The organism is Streptomyces sp. NBC_00259 (genome assembly GCF_036181745.1).
GTDB lineage: Bacteria > Actinomycetota > Actinomycetes > Streptomycetales > Streptomycetaceae > Streptomyces > Streptomyces pratisoli.
In genome coordinates this window covers 7086897-7099123 of the sequence record NZ_CP108080.1, presented here as the reverse complement: position 1 = coordinate 7099123, position 12227 = coordinate 7086897, and the positions used below count along the sequence as shown (strand labels likewise).

General features: G+C 73.4%; 10 protein-coding genes and 1 tRNA gene. 8 read left to right on the top strand and 3 right to left on the bottom strand.

Features of this window, described 5'->3' with window-relative positions:
* Nucleotides 1-36: 36 nt before the first annotated feature.
* The gene (locus OG766_RS31855; RefSeq protein WP_266385755.1) at nt 37-696 is read left to right on the top strand and encodes a 4'-phosphopantetheinyl transferase family protein; all 660 of its coding nucleotides are present in this window, start codon (nt 37-39) and stop codon (nt 694-696) included.
* Between the two features lie 147 nt (nt 697-843).
* Here OG766_RS31855 and OG766_RS31850 read toward each other — a convergent pair.
* A tRNA-Pro gene (locus OG766_RS31850) sits at nt 844-917 on the bottom strand.
* Nucleotides 918-1064: 147 nt separating this feature from the next.
* On the opposite strand from OG766_RS31850, the gene OG766_RS31845 reads away from it, so the two are divergent.
* The 3 genes from OG766_RS31845 (at nt 1065) to OG766_RS31835 (ending at nt 3367) form a co-directional block, all read left to right on the top strand.
* A complete protein-coding gene (locus OG766_RS31845; protein ID WP_266385777.1) occupies nt 1065-1550 on the top strand; it encodes a DUF309 domain-containing protein in 486 nt (161 codons plus the stop codon).
* Nucleotides 1551-1696: 146 nt separating this feature from the next.
* Nucleotides 1697-2101 (top strand): YciI family protein, encoded by a 405-nt coding sequence (locus OG766_RS31840; protein WP_266385779.1) that lies wholly within the window; start codon nt 1697-1699, stop codon nt 2099-2101.
* 3 nt (nt 2102-2104) lie between these two features.
* Complete coding sequence (locus OG766_RS31835; RefSeq protein WP_328727557.1) at nt 2105-3367, top strand: RNA polymerase sigma factor; 1263 nt, start codon at nt 2105-2107, stop codon at nt 3365-3367.
* 183 nt (nt 3368-3550) lie between these two features.
* On the opposite strand, the gene OG766_RS31830 is transcribed toward OG766_RS31835, so the two are convergent.
* A complete protein-coding gene (locus OG766_RS31830; protein ID WP_328726913.1) occupies nt 3551-4762 on the bottom strand; it encodes an MFS transporter in 1212 nt (403 codons plus the stop codon).
* A 60-nt stretch (nt 4763-4822) separates the two neighbouring features.
* On the opposite strand from OG766_RS31830, the gene OG766_RS31825 reads away from it, so the two are divergent.
* Nucleotides 4823-5806, top strand: coding sequence for an ArsR/SmtB family transcription factor (locus OG766_RS31825; protein WP_328726912.1), 984 nt, complete (start codon nt 4823-4825; stop codon nt 5804-5806).
* A gap of 6 nt (nt 5807-5812) precedes the next feature.
* Here OG766_RS31825 and OG766_RS31820 read toward each other — a convergent pair whose 3' ends face one another.
* A complete protein-coding gene (locus tag OG766_RS31820) occupies nt 5813-6232 on the bottom strand; it encodes a DoxX family protein (RefSeq protein ID WP_328726911.1) in 420 nt (139 codons plus the stop codon).
* Between the two features lie 581 nt (nt 6233-6813).
* Here OG766_RS31820 and OG766_RS31815 point away from each other — a divergent pair.
* The 3 genes from OG766_RS31815 to OG766_RS31805 all read left to right on the top strand — a co-directional run bounded on the left by OG766_RS31815 (nt 6814) and on the right by OG766_RS31805 (nt 12179).
* The gene (locus OG766_RS31815; RefSeq protein WP_266385788.1) at nt 6814-8613 is read left to right on the top strand and encodes a S8 family peptidase; all 1800 of its coding nucleotides are present in this window, start codon (nt 6814-6816) and stop codon (nt 8611-8613) included.
* Nucleotides 8614-8815: 202 nt separating this feature from the next.
* Nucleotides 8816-11818: a helix-turn-helix transcriptional regulator gene (locus tag OG766_RS31810; RefSeq protein WP_328727556.1), complete on the top strand. Its 3003-nt coding sequence runs from the start codon at nt 8816-8818 to the stop codon at nt 11816-11818.
* A gap of 127 nt (nt 11819-11945) precedes the next feature.
* On the top strand, nt 11946-12179 hold the full coding sequence (locus OG766_RS31805) for a hypothetical protein (protein ID WP_266385794.1): 234 nt from the start codon (nt 11946-11948) through the stop codon (nt 12177-12179).
* The last annotated feature ends 48 nt before the right edge of the window (nt 12180-12227 follow it).

Sequence of the window (12227 nt, the reverse complement as noted above, 5' to 3'; positions counted from 1 at the left end):
CTGTGCGGACGATCCCACACCGGACGGAGCGCGCAGATGATCGGCAAGCTACTGCCTCCGCCGATCGCGGCCTCCGAGCTGTTCGGCGATCCGCCGGTGACCGGGATGTTCCCCGAGGAACGGGAGCTGGTGGCGAACGCCGTTCCCGAGCGGCAGCGGGAGTTCGGCACCGTACGGGTGTGCGCGCGCAAGGCCCTGGAAGAGCTGGGGTTCGCGCCCGCGCCGATCCTTCCCGGACCCGGCAGGGCGCCGCAGTGGCCGTCGGGCGCCGTCGGAGCCCTGACGCACTGCAAGGGCTACCGGGCCGCCGCGGTGGCACGTTCGTCCGAGGTGCTGACGATCGGCCTGGACGCGGAGCCGCATCTGCCGCTTCCGGACGAGGGCGTACGCGATCTCGTGACCCTGCCGCAGGAGCGGGCGGCGCTGACGCGGCTGGCTGCGCTGCGGCCGGAAGTCTGCTGGGACAGGCTCCTGTTCAGCGCCAAGGAGAGCGTCTACAAGGCGTGGTACCCGCTGGCCGGCCGCTGGCTGGACTTCGAGGAGGCCGTCATCACGATCGACCCCGACGACGCCTCGTTCCACGCCCGGCTGCTGGTCGAGGGTCCGGTGGTGGAGGGACGCCGGCTGTCCGGCTTCGACGGACGCTGGCTGGTCGAGTCGGGCCTGGTGGTCACGGCGATCGCGGTCATGCGCTGACGGCGTCGACGAGGTCGTCGCACGCCAAGCCCGGCGGGGTAATGGGATGTTCGGAAACGGGGATGTCGCTCGGGCTCGAAACGACGAAAGGCCGCCCCGGACGGAATCCGGAACGGCCTTCGGCCAATACACCACGACTTCGAAAAGTCGGGACGACAGGATTTGAACCTGCGACCCCTTGACCCCCAGTCAAGTGCGCTACCAAGCTGCGCCACGTCCCGATGCGCGCGTCCGCGGGGCTGGGCCCCTGCCGAGCGCGCAAGAGAACATTACCTCAATCCGCGCCCGGTATGGCCACGTGGGTCCTCGTCGCGCGCGCCCGGCCTGCGGTTCTGCCGGTCCGCCCGCGACGAGTGACAATCGGGGGCGTGAACAGGACGCCGAGGGATCGCGATACCGAGGGCCGGGCGCGCAGCGCGCGCCCGCGTGACGGGCTGGGACGGCCTCTTCCGTACGGGGAGAGAGGCGTCGCCCGGCAGCCGGAGGGCGTGGTCCGCCCACCGCGGGAGACCCTCGCCGAGGCCCAGCGGCTGCTGGACGCGGGGATGCCGTTCCACGCCCATGAGGTGCTGGAGGACGCCTGGAAGTCCGGGCCGGACGAGGAACGCGGGCTGTGGCGGGGCCTGGCGCAGCTGGCGGTGGGGCTCACCCATGCCGCCCGCGGCAATGCGACGGGCGGCGCGGCCCTGCTGACCCGCGGGGCGGCGTCCATCGCACCGTACGAGGCCGCGCGACCGTACGGGATCGACATCGGCGGGCTGATCCGCTGGTCGGAGGGACTGACCGGCGAACTGCGGCGCGGCGGGGTCGCGGTGCCCGCGGCCGGGCGGGCGCCGCGGCTGCGGGACGGCTGAGGGTCCCGGACACGGAAACGGGCGTCATCGCACCGTCCGTAAAAGATCTTGCGGGAAATCTCCGCGCCGATGTCGAAAACACGGGACGTGCTTCTACCTACCCGTGAGAGCGTCACGAGGGCGCCCCGCAGAACAAGGAGCGGACCATGAAGTACATGCTGCTGATGCAGTTCAGCGAGTCGACCGTCGACTTCCCCCGGATCGACACCTGGACTCCGGACGAGATCCAGGCCCACATCGCGTTCATGCACGACGCGAACAAGCAGATGGTGGACAGCGGGGAGTTCGTGGACGGCCAGGGCCTCGCGATGCCGGAGGCCGCGAGGATCGTCCGGGCCGGGGCCGGAGGCGGCGCTGCGGTGGTCACCGAGGGACCGTTCCCCGAGACCAAGGAGTTCCTTGCCGGGTACTGGATCGTGGACTGCGAGACCCCCGAACGGGCCGTGGAGCTGGCCGCGTTCGTCTCGACCGCGCCCGGGCCCGGCGGCGGGCCGCTGAACATGCCGATCGAGGTGCGCCAGGTGATGTCCGCTCCGGCCGAGGACGTGTGAGCGCTGACCGGAGAAGGTGACCCGACCCCCGAGGACCTGCTGCGCTCACTCGCGCCGCAGGTCCTCGGCGTGCTCACACGGCGGTACGGGGACTTCGCCGCCGCCGAGGACGCGGTGCAGGAGGCGCTGCTGGCGGCCGCGCTGCAGTGGCCGGAGGAGGGACTACCGCGCAGTCCGCGGGGGTGGCTGATCCAGGTCGCGAGCCGGCGCATGACCGAGCACGTGCGCAGCGAGCAGGCGAGGCGCCGCCGGGAGGACCTCGCCGCCGGCCGGGAGCCCGCGGACCACTGGACGGCGCCCGCGGCGGACAGCGATGCCGGGGCGGATCAGGACGACACCCTGACCCTGCTGTTCATGTGCTGCCATCCCGCGCTGACGTCCTCGGCGGCGATCGCGCTCACCCTGCGGTCGGTCGGCGGGCTGACGACGACGGAGATCGCGCGGGCCTTCATGGTGCCGGACGCCACGATGGCGCAGCGGATCAGCCGGGCGAAGCAGCGGATCACGTCGTCGGGAGTGCCGTTCCGGATGCCGGACGAGGCCGACCGGCAGCGCCGGCTCGACGCCGTCCTGCATGTCCTCTACCTCGTCTTCAGCGAGGGGTACGCGACGAGCGCGGGCGAGACTCTGCAGCGCGTCGAGCTGTCCCGGGAGGCGATCCGGCTGGGCCGGGCGCTGCACCGGCTGCTGCCCGACGACAGCGAAGTGACGGGCCTGCTGGCGCTGATGCTGCTCACCCACGCCCGGAGCGCGGCCCGCACGGGCCCCGGCGGTGAGCTGATCCCGCTGGCCGAGCAGGACCGCCGGCTGTGGGACGTGGCGGCGATCGCCGAGGGCGTCGCGCTGGTCACCGAGGCCCTGCCCCGGGGGCCGCTCGGCCCCTACCAGGTACAGGCGGCGATCGCCGCCGTGCACGACGAGGCACGGACGGTCGGGGCGACGGACTGGCCGCAGATCCTCGCGCTGTACGGGGTGCTGGAGCAGCTCTCCGACAGCCCCGTGGTCCGGCTGAACCGGGCCGTTGCGGCGGCCATGGTGCACGGACCGGAGGTGGGTCTGCGCATGGTGGACGCCATCGAGGCGAGCGGGCACCTGACGGACCACCACCGGCTGTACGTGGTACGGGCGCATCTGCTGGAGACGGCCGGCGAGCGGGAGGGCGCGGCCGCGAACTACCGTGCCGCCGCGAACCGTACGACGAGCCTGCCGGAGCGGCACTATCTGACGATACGAGCCGCCCGCCTCGGCGGCGCAGGGGAGCGCTGAGGGACAGAGCCGCCGGGTGGCCCTTGCGGCGACCCCGGTCGGCTTCGGTCGGCCCGGGTCTCGCTGGGCGGCTGCCCGCCCGCCGCGCACTCGCGCCGACGGGATCCCGTCGGCCCGCCGCGTCCCGCGCCCGGAGGGCCCGTGTACGGCACCCGACCCGGGCCGCGCGTGGGCGGCGGCGCGTCACGTCCGCCGCGGGACCCGGTGCGGCGGCGCAGCCGTGTCGTCGGCGTCCCGGGGCCGGGGGGTCAGGCCCGGCGCGAGGGCCAGGGTGACCGCGACCGATGCCGCGGCCATGACCGTCATCGCCGTCGGGGGCGAGGTGAACTGCGCAAGGGTGCCCGCCAGCACGGCGGCGACGCCCTGCATCGTGAGCATGCCGGAGGTGTGCAGGCCGAGGGCGTGTCCGCTGAGCTCATGCGGCGTCAGCGCCATCAGGCGTTCCTGGAGCAGCAGGCTCGCCGCGTAGCCGACACAGGCGACGGCGACGGCCGCCATGGCGAGCGGCAGTGCCGGGTGCAGGGCGAAGAGGAGGAACGGGACGGCGAGCAGCAGGCGCAGCGGAGCGCCGAGCCGTTCCCGCCACCGTGCCGGGACGAAGCGTCCGAGCACGGTGTCCCCGAACAGCATGCCGATCGACGCCGAGGCGAAGAGGAGCCCGGCGTGCGCGGGCGCGTACGGGACGAAGAGGGCTTCGCAGCCGACGATCAGCCCGTTGGGCACCCAGAGGGCGAGATAGACGTAGCGGCGCGGCCCGGACGACCAGAGCAGTGCGTTGTTCCGCCAGGTCCTGCCGATCGACGGCCGCTCGGTCGTACGTGGCGGCCGCCGGGTGAGGCCGAACCGGGCGACGGCCGCGGCCGCTACGTACAGAGCCGCGCCGGTGAGCAGCGTGCCGCGCGGCGAGAGCACGGTGACCAGTGCTCCGGCGACCGCGTATCCGCAGATCTGCATCGTGCCGACGGACATGTTGAGGACGGAACGGCCGAGGAGATAGCCGTCGGTCGTGAGGATCTCGTTGAGCAGTCCGCCCCGGACGCCGCCGCCGACGGCCGCGATCGTCCCCAGGCCGAAGAGGATGGCGAAGAGGGCCCACACCGGCAGCCCGGGAACGGCCATGGCGGCGGTGGCCAGGCCGAAGACGAGCGCCATCGCCGTCAGCGCGGCGCGCGGCGGCATCCGGTCGGCCGCCGAGAGGAGCGTGGTGGCGCCGAGCACCTGGGCGAGCGAGGGCCCGAACATGGCCAGGGCGGACAGCAGCGGCGACCCGGTCGCCGAGTGGACCAGTGTGCCCATGGCCAGCCCGCTCACGGTCGAGGCCGCGATCTGCGTGGTCGTGTTCAGGAACAGCGGAGTGAACTCCGGGGTGCGGAACAGCTCTCTGTAGGTGCGCATGCCGGGGAGTGTCGGGCGCCCGCGCAGGACGGCGTTATTGTTTCGCGGGGAGGCGAAACGATGGGCTGGTGGCAGGTCGGTGCGGACACGCTCGCGGGCAGCCGCTTCGTCGTCTCACCCCTGGCCGAGGCCACGGCGAGCCTGATGGCCCTGGAGCGGGGCACGGCCGCGCATCCGGGCGAGCGCGCATGGCTCGACGCCCATCTGGCCGCGTATCAGGAGCGGTTGGCCGCCGATCCGGTCACGGCGCTGCTCGTGCGGGCGGCTTTGGGGCACAGATGGACCGCCGACTTCCTCACACCGGCACCCGCCGGGCAGGGGCCGCCGGGCGCCGGGCCCGCGTTCGAGGAGGAGCTGGTGCGGATACGCGACACTCCGGCCGACACCGCCCGCGCGGACCTCGAGGTGTCGCTGGGCGGCCCGCTTCCCCGCGCGCTGCGCGACGGTGGCCTCCCGGAGCGCGCGGCGGCTCTGCTGGAGTGGGTGTGGGCGGAGGCCGTGCTGCCGTACTGGCCCCGGCGCCGGCGGATCATCGAAGCCGATGTCGTCGCGCGGACGGGGCAGTTGAGCCAGGGTGGCTGGGCCGCCGTCCTGGACGGCATGCGCCCCGGGATGGGCTGGCTCGGCGAGGGCCGGCTGCAGATCAACCCGTACGACAACCCGCCTCGCGAGATCACCGGGGCGCAGCTGTTGTTCGTCCCCGTCACTCCGCGCCACGGCTGGGTCGCCTGGGACCAGCCGCACCGCTACGCGGTGGTGTACCCGTGCGCGGGCGTGCTGGCCGGGCCGCTCGGGGCAGCGGTGCCCGAGTCGCTGGGCCGGCTCCTCGGGCCCGCGCGGGCGGGTGTGCTGGTCCTTCTCGGTACGCCGATGAGCACGACGCAGCTGGTGGCGCTGACCGGGCAGGGGCTGGGGTCGGTGGGCCGCCATCTCAAGGTGCTGCTCGACGCGGGACTGGTCGGGCGCAGGCGGGCGGGGCGGTCGGTGCTCTACCACCGTACGGCCGCGGGCGAGGTCCTGGTGAAGGCGCAGCAGGACGGATGAGCGGCGTCAGCCGATGCGGAACAGCGGGCCGGTGAGGGTCAGCCCGAGGTCGTGGCCCGCGTACGAGAAGAACGCGAGCAGCATCAGTGCGGCGCCGCCGAGCGCGGTGTCCTTCAGGAACATGATCTGCTCCGTCGGACGTGTCTGGGGATCGGTCTCCTTCCAGAACGGGTGCATCAGCACGGCGGTCGGGAAGAGGAAGACCGCGATCAGCAGACAGCCCAGGTCCGCCCAGATGCCGAGGACGAGGCTCAGCCCCGCGACGAGAAGGAGCACCCCGCTCGCCACGGTGGCGGCCACCGGAGCGGGCAGGCCCTTGGAGGCGGCGTAGGCGCCCATCTCCCTGGAATGGGTGAGGTGCCCCACGGCGGAGGAGAGGAAGACCACCGCGAAGAGAATGCGGCCGATCAGCACCAGGACATCCATACCTGCCTCCCGGAATCGTTGGCGGCGGTCCGGCCCGGCGGAATCGGAGCGATGACCTCCGGATTTCGCGCGACGGCCTTCGACCGCGCTGTCTCTCCGTATCGTCGCTGCCCATTGTCCCTCGCTGCGCGCGAGGGAACAGGTCACGCGGTGTCCTCCCTGCAAGCAAGGGAAACAGGCCACGCGGTGTCGTCGCTCCGAGCGAGGAAACAGGCCACGCGGTGTCGCCGCGGGCCGGACCCGCGCCATGCCGCCGCCCGGCCCCGGGTGGCGGCGCGGGGGGTGACAAGGGTTTTCCCCGTATCGGGTTCATCTCGCCTTTCCCTACTGTCTGCCGCACCGGCGGATTCCGGCCTCTGACTCGTAGCTGTCAGGTGCATGTAAGTTCCGGGTTTCGTCCGGTGGCGGCTCTTGACCAGGGGCCGTCGCGCCGGCGGCGGCGCGCGGGCGACCCGGCCCGGGGGACCACGGATCGCACCCCCACAGCGAACCGCGGTACCCATGCGCCGCCCGCCCGCGCTCCGCACCGTCATGTGAAAGGGAACACCTTGAACGGTTCCGGACGGAGACTCATATCCATCGTGGCCGCGAGTGCCACGATCGTGGGTGTCGCCGCCACCTCCACCGTGGCGTTCGCCGCCGCCCCGGGGGAAGACTCGCCGAAGCCCGCCCCGGCTTCGCGCTCCCTGACGACGCTGCCCTCCTCGCCGGTCGAGAAGGTCATCGTCACCTACAAGTCCAAGTCGGCCGAGGCCGGTTCGAACACGGCGGCCGCGGGGGACGCCAGGACCAAGGGCGCCGAGACCGGCGAGAGCCTGAAGTTCGAGCGCCGCCTCGCCGGCGGCGCCGCCCTGGTGGACCTGGGCGGCGAGGCCTCGAAGAAGGACCTCACCGAGGTCATGGACGCCTTCCGCGCCGATCCTTCCGTCGCCAGCGTGGAGCCCGACATCCGCGCCTACGCGATGGCGGTCACCCCGAACGACACCGAGTACGCCAAGCAGTGGGACCTGTTCGAGGCCACCGGCGGCATGAACGTGCCGACCGCCTGGGACAAGACCACCGGCAGCGGGGTCACCGTCGCCGTCATCGACACCGGCTACGCCGCCCACTCGGACCTGGCCGCCAACGTCGTCTCCGGCTACGACTTCATCTCCGCCTCCGCCGACGCGCGTGACGGAAACGGCCGTGACGCGGACGCCAAGGACGAGGGCGACTGGAACGCCACCGACGGCGAGTGCGGACTCGGCTCCACCGCGGGCGACTCCTCCTGGCACGGTACGCATGTCGCGGGCACCATCGCCGCGACGACCGGCAACAGCAAGGGCGTCGCGGGCATCGCCTACGGCGCGAAGGTCCAGCCGGTGCGGGTGCTCGGCAAGTGCGGCGGCGCGTCCTCGGACATCGCCGACGCGATCACCTGGGCGTCCGGCGGCAGCGTCCCGGGCGTCCCGGCGAACCCGACCCCGTCGAAGGTCATCAACCTGAGCCTCGGCGGCGCCAGCTCCACCTGCCCGAGCGTCTACCAGAACGCCATCAACGGCGCCGTCTCGCGCGGCACCACCGTGGTCGTCGCGGCCGGCAACAGCAACGCCAACGCCTCGGGCTTCACCCCGGCCAACTGCGCCAACATCATCAACGTGGCGTCGACCAGCCGTGAGGGCAACCGGTCGTTCTACTCGAACTACGGCAGCATCGTCGATGTCGCCGCGCCCGGCGGTGAGACCCGCCGTGCCACCGACACGCCCGGTACCGTCACCACGCCCCAGAACGGCATCCTCTCCACGCTGAACGCGGGCGCCACCACCCAGGCGGCCGAGAACTACAAGCCCTACCAGGGCACTTCGATGGCCGCACCGCACATCGCCGGGCTCGCCGCCCTGCTGGAGTCGGCCAAGCCCGCGCTCACCCCGGCCGACATCGAGTCCGCGATCAAGGCCAACGCCCGTCCGCTGCCCGGCACCTGCAGCGGAGGCTGCGGCACCGGTGTCGCGGATGCCGCGAAGACCGTCAACGCCGTCACCGGCACCACCCCCGGCGGTACGACATTCACCAACGGCACGGACGTCGCGATCGGCGACAACGCGACGGTCTCGTCCTCGATCGCCGTCACCGGCCGCACCGGCAACGCCCCCGCCGCCCTCAAGGTCGACGTGGACATCAAGCACACCTGGCGCGGGGACCTGGTCGTCGACCTGGTCGCCCCGGACGGCACCGTGCGCAACCTGAAGTCCTCGTCCGGTTCGGACAGCGCCGACAACGTCCTCGCGACGTACACGGTCGACGCGTCCAGCGAGGTCGCCAACGGAACATGGCAGCTGCGGGTCCGCGATGTGGCTTCGGGTGACACCGGCTACATCAACTCCTGGAGTCTCACTTTCTGAGACGACTGAGAGATCGGCATCTTCGCTGGTCAGGGGCGTGCTCGCGGGCGAATACCGCGGGCGCGCCCCGCCCTCGTCCCGGTCCAGACCTGTCCGCATGCCGGACACTGGGCCTGGACGGGGGCGATCTGCTTCGTATCCTCTGCTCGAACGGGCAGGGGGCCCGCGCACGCCGGAAGGTGGTGGTGGGTACGTGACGTCCATGTCGTACGTCCCGCCACGCCCCGCGGGCGTGGGCGGCCCCCCGGCGCCGGTCGGCCGGGCCGAACTCCTCGAGCGCCTCGACCGGGTCCTGCACGGCCGCGGGCGCGCGCTGCTCACCGGCCCCGCGGGAGTCGGCAAGTCGGAGGTCGCGCTCGCCATCGCGGCCCGCGCCGAAGCCCGCGGTGAGACGGTGCTGTGGCTCGCCACCCTCCCGGGCGACCGTACGACTCCCGGTGCGGTGGCCGCCGCGCTCGTCGCCCTGGTCTGCGCACAGCCGGCCGCGCCCGCGCCCCGGCGGCGGTCCGCGGCCTCCGGCACGTCCGGCGCACCTCGTACCTCCGGCACGTCCGGTCCTGCCGCCACGTCCGGTCCTGCCGCCCCGGCCCGTGCGTCCGCCGCGTCCGGCACACCGGCGACGGCCCGGGCCCATGACGCCCTCGAAGGGCTGCCCGGCCCGCAACGCAGCGCCGTCGCCATGCTGTGCCGCGAGGCGCCGGTGCCCGACGAGGGCTGGGACCGCATCGCCCTGCGGCTCGCCCTCGCACAGATCCTCCGGGCGCTCGCCGACCGCAGCCCGGTGCTGCTCGTCGTCGACGGCGTCCAGCGGATGGACGCCGACAGCGCCGATCTGCTGCGCTTCGCGCTGCACCTGGCCCCGGCCGCGCTGCGCGTCATCGCGGTCGAGACCCCGGAGGCGTACGACCCCGGCACAGCGGCCGACGCCCCGGAACCGCTCTGGGTGCCGTCCGAGGCCGACGTACTGACCGTGGCGCCGCTGCACGCCGACGAGATCGCCGAACTCCTCATCCACCACCGGCTCCCGTCCCGGATGGCCGGCCGCATCCACCGCGCCAGCGGCGGCAACCCACGGCTCGCGCTCGCCATCGGGCGCTCCCTCGCCGACGCGCGGACGCCGGTGCACCACGCCGAGGCGCTGTCCCTGTCCGGCCGCGCCCGCGACCTCGCGCGGCAGCTGCTCGGCGTCTCCTCCCCCGCCGTACGCGGCACCCTCCTGCTCGCGGCGCTCGCGCTGCGGCCGACCGCTTCGCTGATCCGGCGCGCGGGGCGGCCCACCGCCGAGTCCGACCTGGCCGTGGCCGAGCGAGCCGGACTGGTCTCGCTCACCGAGGACGGGACGGTGGCCTTCACCGCCGGTGTGCTGCCGTCCACGCTCGTGCACGACGCCTGCTGGATCGAGCGCAGCGAGGGGCACGCGGCACTCGCGCGGGTCGTGGACGACCCGGTCGAGGAGGTACGGCACCGGGCGCTCGCCACGGACATCCCCGACGAGCGGCTGGCCGCCGAGGTGGCGGCCGCCGCGGACGCCGCACGCCGCCGCGGCAACAGCCGGCTGGCAGCCGAACTCGCCCTGCTCGCCGCCGAGTCCACGCCCGGACGGCACGGCGCCCAGCGGATCGCCCGCCTCGTGGACGCCGCCGAGGAGGCCGCCCGTGCCGCCCGCGCCGATCTGGCCGTGCGCGCCGCGACCGATCTCCTCTCCCGGGACACGGCCCCCGCCGACCGGGTCCGCGCCCGGCTCGCGGTGCTGGACACGGCGGGCCAGGGACTGACGGACCTCGACGAGATCTACGTACACGCCATGGAGGACTCCGAGGGGGACACGGCGCTGCGGGCAGCCGTACAGCTGCGGCTCGCGGTGAAGTACGTGCTGGCCGACGGCGATCCGGTGCGCTCCCGGGACGCCGCCGTCGAATCGGCCGCGCTGGCCGGATCGGTGGGCGACGCGCGGACGACGGCCAGGGCGCTGACCGTCCAGGCACGAATGGAACGCTTCCTCGGCTCTCCGGACGCCGAGCGGGTGCTCGCCGAGGCACGGGCGCTCGAACTGGTCGAGCGCCCGCTCGGAATCCGTAACGCCGCCCAGATACTGACGATCCGTCACGCGCTGTTCGACGATCGGCTCGGTGACGCCCGCGACCAGCTCAACGCGCTGCTGCCGCTGGTCGAGCGGCGTGGCACGATCGAGGACGCCATCGAGCTGTTCAACACCTCCGCCGAGGTCGAGGCCCGCAGGGGCAGTTGCGCGGCGGCGCTGTCGCACGCCGGCCGGTCACTGGCCCTGACGCTGGAGGCGGGCCTCTCCCCCGGCCCGGCCTGGTACGGGCTGGCCCTCGCCGAAACCGCCGGTGGGAGCTTCGCCCGTGCGGCGAGCTACGCGCGTCGCAGCGCCCAGGCCTCCGAGGAGGAGGGCGACCACGTCTTCCTCTCCCGCAGTCTGTACGCGCTCGGCCGGGTCCAGCTCGTCACCGGCGATGTCGCGAACGCCCTGGAGACCCTGCGCCGGGTCCAGGCCGGCGAACGCGCCCAGTCGGCCGTCGACCCGTCCATGCTGCGCTGGCACGAGGAGCTGGCCGAGGCGCTGCTCGCGAACGACTCCCCTGAGGAGGCCGCGGCACTGCTCGCCGACGTCCGTCCGGTCGCCGAGCGCCTGGGACGCACCACGGTGCTGCTCGGCTGCGACCGGGTGTACGCGCTGTATCTGGCGGCGAGCGGAAAGCCCGACGAGGCGGCCACGCTGCTGTCGGACACCGCCCGGCGCTTCGACGAGGCGGGCCTGCCTCTGGAGCGCGGCCGGGCGCTGATCGCGCTCGCGCGCGTGGAGCGCCGCCGCCGCAGGCGCTCGGCCGCCCAGAGCGCACTGCAGGCGGCGGCCACGGTCTTCGAACGCTCGGGCGCGGCTCCCTGGCTGGCACTGGCCACGGAAACCCCCACGGGCACCGCAGAGCCCGCGCCGTCCCAGGGCGGCGCGCTGTCGTCCCTCACCGAGGCAGAGCTGCATCTCGCTCTGCTCGTCGGGCAGGGCGCCAGCAACCAGGAGGCCGCGGCCAGGCTCTACCTCAGCGTGAAGACGGTCGAGGCCCGGCTGACCCGCATCTACCAGAAGCTGGACGTCCGTTCACGGTCCCAGCTGGCCACCGCGCTGGGCGCCTGGCCGGGGCTGCGTCCCCCGGCGATCCCTCCGGACGGGCCCGCGTCCTAGGTTCCCCCGCTCGGCTCCCGCCTGATTCCCGCCTCGTGCCCGGCCTGCGAGGCCCCTCCCCGGGCGGTACGATCACGGTGAGTGATGGGTCGTAAAGGCTCGGCCGCAGCCGTCGAGGAGGTGGGCAATGGTCGGGAACACCATTGACTTCACCGAGGAACGGGCTCCGTGCGGACGGATCGTCGACGGGCTGCGGTACCAGGAGAACGACGCCGCGGGGCTGTTCGTCGACAAGGTGACCTACGCATGCGGCTGCCGCCGGTCGCGGCACGAGTTCCACGACGGAAGTGTGCAGATCAGGATCGTGCGCCATGACGGCGCCGTCCTGCAGGACGAGCAGAGCGCCGCGCACGAGGGCTGACCCGGCGACGGGAGCACGCAGGACGGGCCGACGACGACGGACCGTCCG